Origin of the sequence: Thalassospira sp. MBR-102, from assembly GCF_040549275.1 — a bacterium.
Taxonomy (GTDB): domain Bacteria; phylum Pseudomonadota; class Alphaproteobacteria; order Rhodospirillales; family Thalassospiraceae; genus Thalassospira; species Thalassospira xiamenensis.
The window spans coordinates 65,113-81,093 of record NZ_JBEPTC010000001.1 but is presented as its reverse complement, the minus strand read 5'-3'; the positions used below and the strand labels follow the sequence as shown (position 1 = coordinate 81,093).

The window sequence follows — 15,981 nt, the reverse complement described above, 5'->3', positions numbered from 1 at the left end:
GCCTTGGAAGGGATGTTTCCTTCCCCTGTCGTAGCACCAGGTTAAAAACACGAAAGACATGACATATGAAGACGATTGTCGTCTGCTCTGGCGGGCTGGATTCCGTCACGCTGGCCCATAAGGTTGCGGCCGAGCACAACCTGCATTCCCTGATTTCGTTCGATTATGGCCAACGCCATAAAAAGGAACTTGATTACGCCGCGCGTGCCGCACGCGATCTTGGCGTCAAACATCACATTGTCGATCTGACGCCGGTTGGCGCATTGCTGACCGGGTCGTCATTGACATCTGATGATATCGATGTGCCCGACGGCCATTATGCCGAGGAAACCATGCGCATCACCGTGGTGCCCAACCGCAATGCCATCATGCTTGCGGTGGCGTTCGGGGCTGCGGCGTCGGCCGGGGCAGATGCGGTTGCCGCCGCGGTTCATGGCGGGGATCATTTCATCTATCCCGATTGCCGTCCCGACTTTATCAAATCGTTCCAGATCATGCAGAACCACGCCCTTGAAGGTGTGCGCGACGTGTCGCTTTATACGCCGTTCCTCCACGGGTCGAAGGCCGATATCGCCGCCGAGGCCGGGAGGCTTGGCGTGCCAATTGATCGCACATGGTCGTGTTACAAGGGTGGTGAAACCCATTGCGGGCGATGTGGCACCTGTGTGGAGCGGCGCGAGGCGCTTGAGCTTGCCCGTGTGCCCGATCCAACGGTTTATGTGGATCGCGATTACTGGAAACAGGCAAGGGCGGAGCATATGGCGCGCAGCCTTGGGGCTTCCGGGAACTAAGTGGATACCCGACTGTGCGTGAGACCATATCACCACACGCAACCGACCTAGCCAGACAAAACCAACCCGGTCGCAAGCCCTCCGCCATATCGCGGGCACGGGCGCGCCGTATCGAAAGCCATTATGATGTTTACCATTACCAAACAATTCGCCTTTTCCGCCAGCCACCAGTTGGCCGGGCTTGATGCCGATCACCCGTGTGCGCGCCTGCACGGGCATAATTACATTGTCGAAGTCGAGCTTCGCGGTGCGGAGCTTGATGCGCGGGGGTTCGTGCGCGATTACCGTGAACTCGGCCCGCTCAAGAAAATGATTGATGACGAATTTGATCACCGCCACCTGAACGAGGTCCTTGGCCACGATCACGCCACCGCCGAACGGCTTGCCCTGTTCTTTTACGAATGGGCGCATGACCGCTGGCCCGAAGTCAGTGCGGTACGGGTTTCCGAAACCCCAAAAACCTGGGCGGAATACCGGCCATGAGCGGGACGGAACTTGCGCCAGAACTTGAACCAGTGCTTGTGACGGATAAAATCCGCATATCGGAAATTTTCGGGCCGACCGTACAGGGCGAAGGTGCGCTGATCGGCATGCCGACGGTGTTTGTCCGCACCGGAGGATGTGATTTTCGCTGTTCATGGTGTGACACGCTTTACGCCGTCGATCAGGCCTTTCGCGCCGACTGGAAACCGAATACGGCGGCCGAGGTCATGGATCGGGTTCGCACCCTTTCGGGTGGCAAGCCGATCCTTGTCACCCTTTCGGGCGGCAACCCGGCGATCCAGCCCCTGGGCGGACTGATTGCGCTTGGCAAACGCGATGGTTTTACCTTTGCCATCGAAACCCAGGGCAGCATCGCACGCGACTGGTTTGCCGATCTTGATTACCTGACATTAAGCCCCAAACCGCCAAGCAGCAGCACCGACTTCGACCCCGATGCACTTGCGGCCTGCATTGAGGCAGCGCGCGCCAATGGTGTGTTTGACGGCCCGGCAATCACGCTTAAATTCCCGGTCCGCGACGATGCCGATCTGATGTTTGCCGACCATGTCCGCAAACGCCATCCCGATATCCCGGTCTGCCTGCAACCGGTCAACATCACCCCCGCCGAACCGCACCCGGACGGCCTTAACGGCGTTGATATAGACGGCCTTACGGAACGCTACCGCTGGCTGGTTGATCAGGTGTCAGAACGCGGCTGGTTTAACATCCGCGTCCTGCCGCAATGGCACGTCCATGTCTGGGGCAACCTGCGCGGAGTGTGATTCTCCGCTGCCCCTTGCACGGCAAAGCCCGCGCCACATTCGTTATGCGGGCATATATTCATGAAAAATAAACCATAAATTGAAAATAAATCATCCTGCAGACGACAAGCAATATCAGATAATTAGCCGGTTTTCCGAGGCGTTGCGACCGCCCGCGATTTGCTTTTGCGCGCCATTCTGACCATTTCTAATAGGGAGGTCTATTTTGCCCTCCTGAACAGAAAGCAGGACAAAATGTCTTTTCGCAGCTTTTCACTGAACCATGTGAAGTCCGGGAAGCAAAAGCCCGCAGAACCGCTGGAAGGCCGCCCGGTCGATACGCCGGTGGCCCAGCCGGAACATTCGCCGCTTGAAGGTCCGCCAACCGTCAAACAGGCAGAAAATCCGGTCGCTAACCCCGCGCCATCCGCGCCACCACAATAACCGGTTTCACAAACAGGCGGGGGGATTGCCCCCTCCGTCGGTTTTGGTTCCTGTGTCGAAGGCGCAAGGAGCTTGATCATGACCATCACCCGCAACACGCATCGGACCGTCACCTTTTTCCATCCGTTCCGGCTGGAAGGATATGACGAGCTGTTTCAGGCTGGCACTTACGAGGTCGAAACCCTTGAAGAACTTGATCTGATGGCCGCGACGCGCAGTTATAAAAAGGTTCAGAGCAATCTGCATGTCTGGTCACGCGATGGCAAAACGACCTTTGAACGCGTGCTGGTTCTTGATCCCGTCATTCTTGATAGCGCCCTGGTCCTGGATGCCGACCCCCTGCGCGAGGAAGAACGCGCCCGGATGATCGGTGCAACTGGCAAAGATGACGATCACGGCGACGCAGATGACGCAGGGGAAGACGATCACCCCGGCCACGCGACGACCGGTCCCGGCCCTGCCTTACGTCCCTCCCAGCCCGATCACAGGACGCCATGAAATCATGCAGATCAGGATCGAGTTTTTCCGCGTGCATGACGGCTCTGACGCCCGTGCACGGTTAAACCGGATCGATTGCGTTACCCCCGATATCGAGGCTGCGATTGCGCAGGCCGAAGACCTTTTGAAAGGGGCGGGCATGCCTCAAAAACCAGATGCCTTCGCCCTGTTTGATGATTTGGGGAACGAGCTTTATCAGGCCCGTTTCACCCCGACCAATCCGCGATAGCCCCTTTGATATCGCCTGATCTCGCGCCCCCAAAAAAGGAGCCATCAATGTCCTTCAAGATGATCGAGTTTATGAAAATGGCCGCCGGGTCGCTTTCATTTCTGACCGTGACGGTATTCCTGTTCTGGACCATTCTGGGCTAAGGTCCGGTCATCACCAGAAAAAGCATCATAAGGCCGCCGATCCGAAAGGTCCGCTTGCGGATACACTGCACATTCCGAAGGCCATCATCATGGCCATCGATGGCGTTTGTGACGATGCCCTTTCAGGCAACCGTGCTTCGGCCATTATTATTATCGCTGGGTTTGGTACTGGTATTATCGCTGGTCTTTGTGCTGGGCTTGAAAAGGTTTCTTTGATGGTTGCTTTGCTGGTTTCTGGGGCGGATCATGTCGGCAGGTTCCTGTTGTGAAATCCTGCCAACCCTGCACTATTGTGCGACGTCCGGCGTCCGGGCCTGCTCATCCGGCCCTGCCGGCCCAGCCGGTGTCACTCCGGACGGCCTGTTTTCTGCCGCTGCTCGCGCATTTGCCCGCACCGCACTTGGCGTATCCCCGGTCAGTTTCTTGAACGCCAGATTGAAGGTCGATTTCGAATTGAAACCAACACTGAGCGCCACATCAAGGATGGTCCGCTCCGGCTCGGCAATCAGCACCGCACGCGCCTCCTCAATCCTGGCCCCATTGACATAATCAAAGAAATTCTGCCCGACATGATGGTTTAAAACATAGGATAACTGATTGGGCGAAAGCCCCACCGCACGGGCGAGTTTTGGCAGCGAAACCAAAGGATCCAGCAGCAAGTCACCGCGTTTACGGATATCGTCAAGCCGCCTGAGCGCGGATGCCACACCGTCACCGTCAAGCAGCGGCCGCGAGATCGGCTCCGCGTCGGAACCCCTTGCAGAAGACGCAGCAGGAGCCACCGAAACAACAGCACTGTTTGCCGAACCTTGTACTGGCTGGGTCAGGTCCTCTTCATCCACCTCACCTTCGCCCGGCCAATCGGGCATGACAAACAAAACCGGCTGGGTCGCGATTTCATAACTGAGTGCGAACAGCAGCAGCACAAATGCCACCCCGGTTCCCGACATCGCCAGGTCTTCAACAAAGAAAAATGCGGCAATCTTACCGATCAGGGCCGTCAGGAAGATCAGGCTGACACCACCAAGAATGACGCCCATCCAGCGGCGCATCGCGTTGCGATCCACGCCGAGCTGTTCCTGTGCCTGACGGAAATACCGATGCGCCACCTTCCAGATCAGCAAAACATAAGTTCCCGCCTGCGCGAAAATCGCAAACCAGCAGAAACTGCTGATGGCGGCAGGAACAGTAAAACTATGTTGAAAATCATCGGAAATGGGCATGCCATTGGTGATCGACCATGCCATGAGATTCAGAACCACCCCAGCCAACACAAAATGCACCCAAGGCTGACGTGACGGCACGCCCGAAACTTCGCGGAAGTAAAGATAAACAGCAGGGGCAATCAGGAAATTGGCCGGAATGAATATCATTTCGACAACCTGATAGCCTTGCTGTGAAAAGAAAACCTCTGCGACATCTTCGAACAGGTTGAACGCCACAGCAGCAAGGAAAAGCATCATCCAGCGATTGGCGCGAAGCGCACGCGCACCTTCGGATCGCAACAGCAGACAAAGGAATGCTGCCTGCGCGATGCCAGCAACAGCCACAAACAGATCAAGATAGTCATATATATCGTTCATAAACGCGCTTTATCCCGTTTGATCGGTGCCCGGCATTGTCCCCTTACCGGGGTGAGTAAATGTCGTCCTATATCGTTTCAATATGCACGAACAAACACAATCGGCGTCCGACGATGCACAACCGGACGCCCGGCCGGACAAATTAAGCCAGTTTGTTTCAACGATAAGCGCGGTTAATCCCAACCAAATCAAAACACTCGCCAGGTTTTGTAACAAACTACCCTTATCAGTCGTCATTAAACCGAAACGTGCAATAAATTGACTATATCATTCCGATATATTAAGAATCGATATATATCGAAATGATATAGTTGTTCTGGCATCTTCCCTCGCCGGAACGATGATCGGATCGAGACGCATAACAGGATGGATACCGAACAGAATATGGATGTACGCACATTGTGCCTTGGCGCCCTGATGGGTGGTGAAGCAACCGGATACGAGATACGCAAAATGTTTGAAGATGGCACTTTCAGCCATTTCCAGATCGCGTCTCTGGGTTCGATCTATCCGGCACTGACCAAGCTGACCCAGGACGGGATGGTGACCTTTGTTGAACGCGAACAGGAAAATCGCCCCGACAAAAAGGTTTACCAACTGACCAGCGAAGGCCGCCGAACGTTTCTGCGCACATTGTTGCAAACCCGCCCGGGCGAGGATCGTTACCGGTCCGATATTCTGTTCATGTTGACCTTTGCCGAGGAACTGCCCATCGAGCTGACCGAGGCATTGATCGATGAATTCGCTGCCCGCCACGAAATGATGAAATTCGATATCGATCCGGACAATCCGCAAAAGGATAAATGTCCACTTACCCATGGACGCGATGAAGACGGGCAGCCGACCCCCGGTTGCCGTTTCGTCGCCGGACTTGGGCAGGCAATGTGCGAGGCGACACTGAAATTCATCCGCGAAAACAAATCAGGTTTGATCGAGGAATTGCGAACCCGCAAAGACAGTAAAGCCTGATCCGCCGACAACAATAACAACAGAACCAAGAATAACAAGAACCGCAAGGTTCACCACAAAGCGCCACTTTATCAAGTGCCACACGCATTCCGTTTGGGCATATCTGAGGGAATAGAACCATGAATGCTTCACGCCTTATCGCCATCGTACTTGCCGTCGGGGCGGTACTTTGGGTTGGGTCCGGATTACTGGGCGGGGACGATTCCGCCGAAACAGGGCCGACGTCAGTGGTCGAGAACGCAGACGGTGCGCAAGTCGCGAAAAATGATGATGCGCCTGTGCCGACCACGTCTCCTTCGGCCGGGCACGCCCCACATGCATCGGTCCGCGTCAGAACCAGCGAAGCAGTCGAACATGTCGATGTCCTGCGCATTTCCGGACGCACCGAAGCCGTGGTTTCCGTTGAAATCCGTGCCCAGGTCGATGCCATGGTCGAAGAAATCGGCGCAATCAAGGGCCAGCGCGTGAAAAAGGGTGATCTTCTGGTCAAGCTGGCGGTTGAAGACCGTGCTGCGCGCGTGGAAAAGGCGCGTGCCCTTGTAGCCCAGCGCGAACTTGAAAATAGTGCGGCCAAAAGCCTTGCCGAAAAGAATTACCGTTCGAAAACCGGTGTCGCAGAAACCAAGGCCCTGCTGGAAGAAGCGCGGGCGGACCTGAAACTGGCACAGATCGAACTGAACCATACCGAAATTCGCGCCCCGTTTGACGGCGTGGTGGAAAACCGCCCGGCTGAAATCGGTGATCTTCTGTCGGTAAACGATCCTGTCGCGACCCTGATCCAGGCCGACCCGATGCTGGTGGTTGCCCATGTCCCCGAACATTCGATCGGCAGCGTCCAGACCGGCCAGTTGGCGCATATCACCCTGTTTGATGGGCGCGAGGCCGATGGTGTCGTGCGCTATGTGTCGCAGGTATCGGACAATTCGACACGTACCTATCGGGTCGAAGTCGAAATAGATAATACCGACCTTGGCATCCCCGATGGCATGACATCCGAATTGCAAATTCCAATCGGCACCAAAATGGCGCATCGCGTTGCCCCGTCGGTCCTGACGCTGAATGACGAAGGTCAGGTCGGCGTGCGCGTCATTGTCGATGGCAACAAGGTTGCGTTTTACCCGATCGAACTTCAGGGCGGAAACCGAGATGGTATCTGGATTGGCGGCCTTCCGGAAAAGATCGACCTGATCGTGGTCGGCCATGACTGGGTCAAGGAAGGCGCAACGGTCGAAGTCAGCCGGATTGAAACCGGCGATACCCCCGAAGGTTTACAAAACATGGCCCCCGCCCCCAAGGAAACGGTCGCGCGTTAAGCGTGGCATTGAGGAACCGGAGACAGAAACATGTCCCTCATTGATATTGCGCTTGACCGTTCGCGCACCGTTATCCTGACCCTGATCCTGCTGTTGGCAGCCGGTTGGGTGGGTTACAACGCGATCCCCAAGGAAGCCGACCCGGATGTGCAGATCCCGGTCCTTTATGTGTCGATGCATCATGACGGCATTTCGCCCGAAGATGCCGAACGGCTTTTGCTACGTCCGATGGAACAGGAACTTCGCACCATCGAAGGTGTGAAGGAAATGACATCGCAATCCTATCAGGACGGCGCCTCGGTCACGCTTGAATTCTATTCCGATGTTGATATCGACGACGCCCTTGCCGATGTGCGCGAACGCGTCGACATTGCCAAGTCAGAATTGCCCACCGATACCGACGATCCCGAAGTTCACGAGGTCAACCTGTCGCTGTTTCCGGTTCTGGTTGTCACCCTTGCCGGTGATGTGCCTGAACGGACCTTGCTGCGTCTGGCACGCGACCTGAAAGACAATATCGAAGGTATACCTGCGGTTCTCGAAGCCAATCTTGCCGGTGACCGCGAAGAACTCGTCGAGTTTGTCATCGATCCGATGAAAGTGGAAAGCTATCGCCTGAACGGGGTTGATATCGTATCGCTGGTGCGCAATTCGAACGCGCTGGTGGCCGCGGGGGCCATCGATACCGGATCGGGCCGCTTCAACATCAAGGTTCCCGGCCTGTTTGAAACGGTCAATGACATCCTTGACATGCCGCTTATCGTTGACGGTGATTCGGTCATCCGTTTCCGCGATATCGGCGAAGTCCGCCGGACCTTCAAGGATGCCGAAAGCTTTGCCCGTCTGAACGGCCAATCGGCCATCGCGATCGAGGTTTCCAAACGTGTTGGCGAAAACATCATTGATGTGATTGACCACATAAAGTCGGTCACCGCCGAAGCGGCTCAATCCTTCCCACCCAATATCACGGTCAGCTATTCGCAAGATAAATCATCAGATATCCGCACCATGCTGACCGACCTTCAGAACAGTGTTATCCTTGCGATACTGCTAGTCATGGTGGTGGTGATCTGGTCGCTGGGCTGGCGGTCGGGGCTTCTGGTGGGCCTTGCCATTCCGGGTTCCTTCCTGACAGCAATCCTTGTGCTTTGGGCACTGGGCATGACGGTCAATATCGTGGTTCTGTTCAGTCTGATCCTGGCGGTCGGGATGCTGGTGGATGGCGCGATCGTGGTTACCGAATATGCCGATCGCAAGATGCTTGACGGATTGCCGCGCAAGCAGGCTTATCCGCTGGCAGCCAAACGCATGGCGATGCCGATCATTGCATCGACGGCAACAACCCTTGCCGCCTTCCTGCCGCTGGCATTCTGGCCCGATATCGTCGGCGAATTCATGAAATTCCTGCCGATCACGGTTCTGTTTACCCTGTCCGCGTCGCTTGTAATGGCGCTGATCTTTGTGCCCACGGTTGGCGCATGGTTTGGCAAGCCCGGCTCTGCCTCAAGCGAGGCATTGGACGCGGTTGCTGCGGGCCGGATGGATCGTTTGCGCGATCTTGAGGGCGGAACAGGTTTTTATGTCCGTCTGCTTAAAGGCTCGTTGCGGTTCCACTGGCTGGTCGTACCGATGGCATTTGTCATCCTGATCGGGGTTTGGGCGGCATTTGGTATGTTTGGTCGCGGGGTGGAGTTCTTCCCGGCAGTCGAGCCCGAAGTCGCCGCCGTTCAGGTCCGTGCGCGCGGCAATATGTCCTATTACGAACAGGATGCGTTGTTAAAGGAAGTTGAGGATCGCATTCTTGGCCTTGACGCCAAGCATGAAGGCGAACACTGGTTCGATACCGTCTATGCCCGTTCGGGCCGCAGTGCAAGCAGCGGCGGCAACGACACCCCCGAAGACGTGATCGGTGTCATCCAGCTTGAATATGCCGACTGGCAGAAACGCCCGAAGGCGACCGAGATCGAACATCGCATCCTTGAAGAAACCGCCGATCTGGCCGGCTTGCAGATCGAAATTCGTGCCGCCGAAGCAGGCCCTCCGCAAGGCAAGGATGTCCAGATTCAGTTGCGGTCGCTTTATCCCGATGCACTTGATGAAACCGCGACCAAAATCATGACCGGATTGCAGGAGATGGGCGGTCTTTACAATTTCGAAGACGGCAAATCGCCTCCGGGAATTGATTGGGAATACACGGTTGACCGTGCGCAGGCCTTGAAATTCGGGGCGGACATCAACCAGATCGGCAATGTGATCAAGCTGGTGACCAACGGGATCAATTTTTCAACCTATCGCCCGGATGATTCGACCGAGGAAATCGACATTGTCGGTCGTTACCCGGCCGAACACAGGTCCCTTGAAGAATTGCAAAGCCTTCAGATCGTGACCGACAAGGGGCTGGTGCCGCTGGCCAACTTCGTCAAACGCACCGCAAAACCCAAAACCGGGACATTGTCACGCGTTGACAGCCGCCGCGCCCTGACCGTCAAGGCCGACGTTGCCGAAGGCATCCTGGTCGACAGCAAGGTGCAGGAGGTCAAGGCATGGATGAAAAACCTTGATATCGATCCGCGCGTTTCGGTCGAATTCAAGGGGCAGGATGAAGAGCAGCAAAAGTCGGCGGACTTCCTGAAAAATGCCTTCTCGGTTGCGCTGTTCATCATGTTTGTCATTCTGGTCACCCAGTTCAACAGCATCTCAAGTTCGCTTCTGATCATGGTGGCAATCATCATGTCAACGGCGGGTGTTTTCCTGGGGCTGATGATCACGGGACAAGCGTTTTCCATCGTTATGAACGGGATCGGGGTTGTGGCACTGGCCGGGATCGTGGTGAACAACAATATCGTTCTGATCGATACTTTCGACCGGCTCAAACACAGTGCGGACAGTATCGAAACCGCGATTCTGCAAACCGGGGCACAGCGTTTGCGACCTGTGATGTTGACCACAGTTACCACGATCCTTGGTCTGGTACCGATGGTGTTACAGATCAATATCGACTTTGCCGAACGTTCCATGTCGATTGGTGCCCCTTCGACCCAGTGGTGGGTACAACTTTCGACATCCATCGCGTTTGGTCTGGCCTTTGCCACCGTGCTGACACTGGTCTTTACCCCCTGCGCACTGATGATGCGCCACAAGGCGGGGATCGGCTGGCGGAAGCTAAAGGCACGGATGGCGGATAGATTTGGCAAGGGCGGCACGCCACAATCTGCCGACCATAGGTCATAATCCAGACCACGCCAGACATAACAGTAAAAACCGCGCGACATTCCCCCCGACCCCGCCGCGCGGTTTGACCGGCCCCCAGCTACGCACCGGGGGCCGGTCGCTTTTTTTTTGGGGGGTACACCATAAAATCCAGAGCGTCAGGACATAGTTCGATGGAGCACTCACCGCATTTCACAACCGCCCCAAGTGATAGGATAAATCCTTCGTTCGGATAGGACTCCTTACATAATTTGATAATGAGTTGGGTACTATCCTGACGACAAAACAATAACGATCCTTGTAAACTCGGGAACTGAACATGGGATTGCGGATGAAGTTCCGGCTTGGATGTGGTGCAATTTCCGGCCTGACTGGGCTTTTAGCCCTGCCCTTTATGGCAGCAACGGCCAATGCCGATGTGCCAGACACACTGATCTGGACAGTGCCGCCATTTGCGCCCGCCTTCATCTCCGAAGATGGTAAACTGACGGGATATGCCGCAGATACCCAGAACTGGTTTATTGCGCGACTGGGGGATTATCAGCACAGAATTCAGGAAGTCCCCCTAGCACGGCTTCTGGCAGAAATGCGTGATAGCAGCAACCCGGAAAACGAGCACAACAATGCCCGATGCAGCACCACCCTGATCCCGAACGACGAACGCCGCAACTATATCAGCTTTGCCAAAACCATTCTTTTGCACTTGCCGATTTCAGTCGTTATCCGCGCCGGGGACGAGCAGAATTTCAAACCGTTCATGGATGAAGATGGTCATATTCAGCTTACACAGCTGATGGCAAACCGGGAGATGGCCACCGCCCTTCGGATCGGGCGCTCCTACGGGGCGCTGATTGACAATTATGTCGAACGATATCGCAAAGCCCCGCAAATCATGCCGGTGGCCGACGACAGCAAACTTCTAAAGTTGCTGGCAATGGGGCGGATCGACTGGATATTCTATTTTCCGTCCGAAGCTGAATTTTACCGCCGCGATGTCACACCACACCAGCAGATCAAATCATTGCCAATCCGCGGTAACACCAATCTGCTTGAAGCCACAATCGGTTGCGCCAAAACACCGGTCGGACAACAGGCCATCACCCGGATCAACCAGATTGTCGATGCCAATCCTGATATGCCCTGGACAAATTTCTATGCCGCGTGGCTTTCCCCCCAGGACCGCGAATGGTTCCTTTCGGCCCGCGCGCAATACATTGATCCCAAACAGTTCGAAGCGTTACTGCAACCAACCAAATAGCATCAGCGTCGCTTTAGCCGGTGACAGAATGCGCACACATCCTATCCTAAAGTGACTGACATGACATGAAGGGGGCTGGAAAAACCATGCACATTCCGATCATCAAAACCCCCAAAAAACCGGCAATTATTCCATAACAATGGGATTTATGGCGCAATTTTCTGTCGTGTGGCTATTGATCCTCACCACCAACCCACCACCTTTGGATAAGCACTAATCGAAACATCGAACCGCGCATCTTGGCGATCGGAAGAATTGGCATGGGCAGACGACTTTTCAGTTCTCTGATGATTGCAGCATTATTGGCATTGCTGGCCTTGAAGCCATCGGGCGTGATGGCGCAGGACGTGCGACCATCAGCCCCTGAAACCAAAACCGATATCCTTTGGGCGATTGATGCAGACATGCCGGGCTTCATCAAGGTCGAAAACCGCTTGAATGGTTATGGCGCGCAGATGCTGGACTGGTTTATCGTGCGTATGCCCGAATATCATCATTTGATGAAAATCCTGCCACGCCGCAGTGCATATGACGCCATGCGCATGACCGACGATACCGGCCAGACGGTCTGTATTCCCGGAACGCAAAATACCCCGGAAAGGGCGCGCGAATTCATCCTGAGCAACACCGTCGCCCCCTTTCTGCCGTTGTCGGTTGTCGTCCCCGACAGCGCGCTGGTGTCATTCAAGCCCTATATGTTCGGGGACGGCACGATTGACCTTGAAGCCCTGCTGGGAGACACGTCGCGCTATACCGCGCTGGCTAAATCGCGGTCTTATGGACCCGATATTGATCGCATCCTGGCAGAGGCGATTGATTCCCCCAATGTTCTGCGCACCGACAATCAATCAAGTTTTCCTCTGATGCTGGAAATGGGGAGGATCGACTGGATGCTGGCCTTTCCGGTGGAAATCGAGTTCCATCGCCGGGCACAGGGCAAAGTATCCGATACGGTTGCACTGCCTATCGGGGGAATGCCGCGATTGCTTGATCTTGCCATTGCGTGCAACCGGTCATCAACCGGGATCGGTGCGATCACCAAGATCAATGACATCCTTGCCAGCAATCCTGACATGCCGTGGCTTGAATATTATGTCGATTATCTCGGTCACGCCGACCGTGCCCGTTTCAAGGAAACACTGCGTGATTTCAAAACAAGGCGTGATGTCCCTGCATCCGCGATGCAATGACATCCGCAAAACAAAACAGGCACCGTAAAAACGGTGCCTGGGAAAGTCTTGATCGGGTGTGATCAGTTCTGGTGGACCCTGTTAAGTCCCTCGTCGGGATCGTCGTCGGGTTCACCGTCATCGTCTTCTTCCTCGGCTCGGACTTCTTCCTGCTGGTTTTCAACACCCATCCGGCGATAGGACCGATAGGACAGCGGGAAGGTTGCGAAATAGACCGCGGCAATCACCGACAGGGTCAACCAAGGCGAGGACACCAGAAACGCCACAGACGCCCCGAATGCCAGCATCAGTGGCAAAACCCACGCCCGCGGAATTTTGACCTTTTTGAAAGAAAAGGTCGGCATGCGCGAAACCATCAGTCCGGCAATCAGAACACCATATGGTGCGACGATATAGGGGCTGTCAAAAACGCCCCGCCCGAACTGGAAGGTCAGAACAATCGGCCACATCGCAAGGGCGGCTGCCGCCGGGGCCGGAACGCCGGTGAAAAAGCGATAAGCCCATGTCGGTAATTCCGGTTCACCCAGCATCTGGGTATTAAACCGTGCCAGACGCAATGCCATGCACACCGCAAACAGAAGCGACAAGGCCCAGCCGACCGGTCCGAATTCATGCAGCGACCAGAAATACAGCATCATCGCAGGCGCAACGCCAAAGCAGACAAAGTCCGAAAGACTGTCAAGTTCGGCCCCAAAACGGCTTGATGCGTTCAGCATCCGGGCCAGACGACCGTCAAGGCCATCAATGATCCCGGCGATCAGGATGGCGGCAACCGCGGCTTCCCATCGATCCTGCATCGCAAAACGGATCGAAGTCAGCCCCGCACACATCCCCATCAGGGTCGCGACATTCGGCGCCAGACGGCTGAGCGATAATGCCTTGAACCGACGGGGGCGATGATCTTGCCGGATGCCGCCTGCCATTAGCGAATCTCCCCGACGGCCGCTTCAACCCCCTTGGCCGCAATATCGGCAAGGATGGTTTCACCCGCAATCGTGGTCTGGCCAACGATGACCTTGGGTTCGACACCTTCGGGCAGATAAACGTCAACCCGCGATCCGAAACGGATCAGGCCGAAACGTTCACCCGCCTTAAGCTGCGAACCACGACCGACATCGCAAAGGATACGACGTGCTACCAGACCCGCGATCTGGACAACACCGAACTCGCGACCTTCCCTGTCACGCACCAGAAGGATCTGGCGTTCGTTGTTTTCCGATGCCTTGTCGAGTTCGGCATTAACGAATTTGCCGGGCACATAGGCCTCGCCAACGACTTCACCATTGACCGGGCAACGGTTCACATGAACGTTGAACACATTCATGAAAATCGAAACGCGGGTACGCGGCGTTTTGTCGTCCAGTTCAAGTTCCTTGGGCAGTGGTGCCTTGGAAATCATGCAGACGCGGCCATCCGCCGGGGAAATGACAAGATTTTCGTCAACCGGGGTAATACGGTCAGGGTCGCGGAAGAAATAAGCACACCAGAGTGTCAGGATCACACCGATCCAGCCCAGCGGTTCGGCAATCAGAAACAGAACCACGGTGATCGCTGCAAAAATCGCAACGAATTTCCAGCCTTCGGGATTGATCGGCACAAGAACGGATTTCAAAGTCTTTATTCCCTGGTTGCCATGGGTATGGGCATAACAATGACGGTATCGATACTACCGGTTGGTCGCGTTCTTAGCATCTAGTGATGACAAAGGGCAACGCAACCCGAAAGGCCCTGAATAAAAAAAGGGGCAAAACACCATTATCATGTGTTTTGCCCCTCGCAAAGAACAGCAATTACTGCTGAGCGGTTCCATTTTCCGGAAGCGCAAAAATCTGGCCCGGATAAATCAGGTCGGGATCACGGATCTGTTTGCGGTTCTGGTTGTAAATCACCCAGTATTGCAGGCCATCACCATAGGTCCGGCGCGCGATCCGCCACAGGCTGTTGCCCGGTTGAACGACATAACGTGTCCCCGGCTCCAGAATCTGATCCGGGCGGGCACGTTCAAACGGCAGTTCAACACGTGCCGTCACCTTGTCGGACGCATCAAGCTGATCGGCGCGCAACTGATACTGGCCCGGCTCAATCGGTTCGCCAATTGTCAGGGCCCAGTTGCCGTCATCCCCGGTCGAGGCACTGCCGACAAATTTGTTGTCAAGGTAAACGCGAATGCTGGTGTCGTCATCGGCCTTGCCAGACATGGCAACCCGGCCCTGTTCGTCATAATCGACAACATCAATCGACAGGCGCGGCATCGCTGCTGCGGGAACTTCCGACCCTTCCGGCATCGCCTGGGCCAGTTCGCGCGCGGTTTCTTCGCTCATATCTTCGGGGGCCGGGCCCTGCATGACGCTCGCGGCACCACCTTTCTTGGGGACGCGCATGGCGATGATCGGCTGTTCTGCCTTGTCATCGTCTTTTGCCGCGTCACCGGACTGTTCGACCGTTGTGGCTTCGCCTGATGCCGGTTTTTCAGGAATCAGAACCACGACATTGTCATCGCCCTTATAGACTTCGCCAGTGCTGTCTTCGGATTCAAGCGACAATTCCCGGTCACCACTTGACAGCGGCTTATCAGGCAAAACCACCCATTCCCCGCGTTCATCAGCGGTTGCCTGCCCGATGACTTCATCACCCTCGCGGATGCGCACGGTGCTGTTGGGGGCGGCGCGACCGGCAATCACGGCATTGCCATCCGGTCCGATGCGCACAACGTCAAAGCTCGGCGTGCGAACTTCGGGTGCGGCGTCGGTTTGTTCCGGCGCGACCTGCGGCGTATTTCCGGCATCCGGTGTCACGGCGGGCGGTGCTGTTGTTCTTGCCGGTGTATCGGCTTCATCTGCCGACTGTGTCAGCATATAATTCAACGAGATCGCAGCGACAATCAGCAGCACGCCAATGATGACGAGGATATAAGGTCTTTTCACCGGTAATATCCTTGAACGGTGGTTATGATTATTACGGGCGGCGTCGAAACCTTGTAACTATCAGTCATTAAGTCCCCCAAACGCCCCGCCCGACGCGTTAATTAGAACCTTGTACTACTTTCAGCACACAGTTTCCATAACGTAACAAACCGAGATTACAGTGCAACAGTTAGGCAAAGATGAAT

15 protein-coding genes and 1 pseudogene are annotated in these 15,981 nt (G+C 55.5%); 12 read left to right on the top strand and 4 right to left on the bottom strand.

The annotated features are described in order from the left end of the window. Positions 1–65 precede the first annotated feature (65 nt). The 7 genes from queC to ABIE64_RS00380 all read left to right on the top strand — a co-directional run bounded on the left by queC (position 66) and on the right by ABIE64_RS00380 (position 3,618). Positions 66–791 carry a 7-cyano-7-deazaguanine synthase QueC gene (queC, locus tag ABIE64_RS00410; RefSeq protein ID WP_354376314.1) on the top strand — a complete coding sequence of 242 codons (726 nt, stop codon included), beginning with the start codon at positions 66–68 and terminating at the stop codon, positions 789–791. Between the two features lie 123 nt (positions 792–914). Continuing rightward, a complete protein-coding gene (gene queD / locus ABIE64_RS00405; protein WP_231858329.1) occupies positions 915–1,274 on the top strand; it encodes a 6-carboxytetrahydropterin synthase QueD in 360 nt (119 codons plus the stop codon). After that, on the top strand, positions 1,271–2,056 hold the full coding sequence (gene queE, locus ABIE64_RS00400; protein ID WP_354376313.1) for a 7-carboxy-7-deazaguanine synthase QueE: 786 nt from the start codon (positions 1,271–1,273) through the stop codon (positions 2,054–2,056). Before queD ends, queE begins: the two co-directional genes overlap by 4 nt. A 234-nt stretch (positions 2,057–2,290) precedes the next feature. After that, positions 2,291–2,479, top strand: coding sequence for a hypothetical protein (locus tag ABIE64_RS00395; RefSeq protein WP_354376312.1), 189 nt, complete (start codon positions 2,291–2,293; stop codon positions 2,477–2,479). Positions 2,480–2,557: 78 nt separating this feature from the next. After that, positions 2,558–2,977 carry a hypothetical protein gene (locus ABIE64_RS00390; protein ID WP_354376311.1) on the top strand — a complete coding sequence of 140 codons (420 nt, stop codon included), beginning with the start codon at positions 2,558–2,560 and terminating at the stop codon, positions 2,975–2,977. 4 nt (positions 2,978–2,981) lie between these two features. Beyond that, positions 2,982–3,206 (top strand): hypothetical protein, encoded by a 225-nt coding sequence (locus ABIE64_RS00385; protein ID WP_007090508.1) that lies wholly within the window; start codon positions 2,982–2,984, stop codon positions 3,204–3,206. A gap of 232 nt (positions 3,207–3,438) precedes the next feature. Then, positions 3,439–3,618 carry a hypothetical protein gene (locus ABIE64_RS00380; protein ID WP_354376310.1) on the top strand — a complete coding sequence of 60 codons (180 nt, stop codon included), beginning with the start codon at positions 3,439–3,441 and terminating at the stop codon, positions 3,616–3,618. A gap of 18 nt (positions 3,619–3,636) precedes the next feature. Here ABIE64_RS00380 and ABIE64_RS00375 read toward each other — a convergent pair whose 3' ends face one another. After that, entirely contained in the window at positions 3,637–4,932 is a 1,296-nt protein-coding gene (locus tag ABIE64_RS00375) for a helix-turn-helix domain-containing protein (protein WP_071241009.1), read from the bottom strand. 366 nt (positions 4,933–5,298) lie between these two features. On the opposite strand from ABIE64_RS00375, the gene ABIE64_RS00370 reads away from it, so the two are divergent. The 5 genes from ABIE64_RS00370 to ABIE64_RS00350 all read left to right on the top strand — a co-directional run bounded on the left by ABIE64_RS00370 (position 5,299) and on the right by ABIE64_RS00350 (position 12,872). Then, positions 5,299–5,901, top strand: coding sequence for a PadR family transcriptional regulator (locus tag ABIE64_RS00370; protein WP_354376309.1), 603 nt, complete (start codon positions 5,299–5,301; stop codon positions 5,899–5,901). A gap of 119 nt (positions 5,902–6,020) precedes the next feature. Then, entirely contained in the window at positions 6,021–7,214 is a 1,194-nt protein-coding gene (locus ABIE64_RS00365; protein ID WP_354376308.1) for an efflux RND transporter periplasmic adaptor subunit, read from the top strand. 30 nt (positions 7,215–7,244) lie between these two features. Continuing rightward, complete coding sequence (locus ABIE64_RS00360) at positions 7,245–10,445, top strand: efflux RND transporter permease subunit (protein WP_354376307.1); 3,201 nt, start codon at positions 7,245–7,247, stop codon at positions 10,443–10,445. Positions 10,446–10,743: 298 nt separating this feature from the next. Beyond that, positions 10,744–11,682, top strand: a complete 939-nt coding sequence (locus tag ABIE64_RS00355) for a transporter substrate-binding domain-containing protein (RefSeq protein WP_354376306.1) — start codon at positions 10,744–10,746, stop codon at positions 11,680–11,682. A gap of 260 nt (positions 11,683–11,942) precedes the next feature. Next, positions 11,943–12,872, top strand: coding sequence for a hypothetical protein (locus ABIE64_RS00350; RefSeq protein ID WP_354376305.1), 930 nt, complete (start codon positions 11,943–11,945; stop codon positions 12,870–12,872). Between the two features lie 62 nt (positions 12,873–12,934). Here the strand turns inward: ABIE64_RS00350 and pssA are convergent, their stop codons facing one another. The 3 genes and pseudogenes from pssA to ABIE64_RS00335 form a co-directional block, all read right to left on the bottom strand. Then, the gene (gene pssA / locus ABIE64_RS00345) at positions 12,935–13,795 is read right to left on the bottom strand and encodes a CDP-diacylglycerol--serine O-phosphatidyltransferase (RefSeq protein ID WP_007090516.1); all 861 of its coding nucleotides are present in this window, start codon (positions 13,793–13,795) and stop codon (positions 12,935–12,937) included. After that, a pseudogene (locus ABIE64_RS00340) lies at positions 13,795–14,499 on the bottom strand (phosphatidylserine decarboxylase); the annotation flags it as partial. The gene pssA and the pseudogene ABIE64_RS00340, both read right to left, overlap by 1 nt. A gap of 163 nt (positions 14,500–14,662) precedes the next feature. Then, a complete protein-coding gene (locus ABIE64_RS00335; RefSeq protein ID WP_354376304.1) occupies positions 14,663–15,796 on the bottom strand; it encodes an Ig-like domain-containing protein in 1,134 nt (377 codons plus the stop codon). Positions 15,797–15,981 lie beyond the last annotated feature (185 nt).

Bases quoted from the DNA above. Each gene is read 5' to 3' on its own strand.
- queC (WP_354376314.1), top strand. From the start codon at position 66: ATGAAGACGATTGTCGTCTGCTCTGGCGGGCTGGATTCCGTCACGCTG.
- queD (WP_231858329.1), top strand. From the start codon at position 915: ATGATGTTTACCATTACCAAACAATTCGCCTTTTCCGCCAGCCACCAG.
- queE (WP_354376313.1), top strand. From the start codon at position 1,271: ATGAGCGGGACGGAACTTGCGCCAGAACTTGAACCAGTGCTTGTGACG.
- ABIE64_RS00395 (WP_354376312.1), top strand. From the start codon at position 2,291: ATGTCTTTTCGCAGCTTTTCACTGAACCATGTGAAGTCCGGGAAGCAA.
- ABIE64_RS00390 (WP_354376311.1), top strand. From the start codon at position 2,558: ATGACCATCACCCGCAACACGCATCGGACCGTCACCTTTTTCCATCCG.
- ABIE64_RS00385 (WP_007090508.1), top strand. From the start codon at position 2,982: ATGCAGATCAGGATCGAGTTTTTCCGCGTGCATGACGGCTCTGACGCC.
- ABIE64_RS00380 (WP_354376310.1), top strand. From the start codon at position 3,439: ATGGCCATCGATGGCGTTTGTGACGATGCCCTTTCAGGCAACCGTGCT.
- ABIE64_RS00375 (WP_071241009.1), bottom strand. From the start codon at position 4,932: ATGAACGATATATATGACTATCTTGATCTGTTTGTGGCTGTTGCTGGC.
- ABIE64_RS00370 (WP_354376309.1), top strand. From the start codon at position 5,299: ATGGATACCGAACAGAATATGGATGTACGCACATTGTGCCTTGGCGCC.
- ABIE64_RS00365 (WP_354376308.1), top strand. From the start codon at position 6,021: ATGAATGCTTCACGCCTTATCGCCATCGTACTTGCCGTCGGGGCGGTA.
- ABIE64_RS00360 (WP_354376307.1), top strand. From the start codon at position 7,245: ATGTCCCTCATTGATATTGCGCTTGACCGTTCGCGCACCGTTATCCTG.
- ABIE64_RS00355 (WP_354376306.1), top strand. From the start codon at position 10,744: ATGGGATTGCGGATGAAGTTCCGGCTTGGATGTGGTGCAATTTCCGGC.
- ABIE64_RS00350 (WP_354376305.1), top strand. From the start codon at position 11,943: ATGGGCAGACGACTTTTCAGTTCTCTGATGATTGCAGCATTATTGGCA.
- pssA (WP_007090516.1), bottom strand. From the start codon at position 13,795: ATGGCAGGCGGCATCCGGCAAGATCATCGCCCCCGTCGGTTCAAGGCA.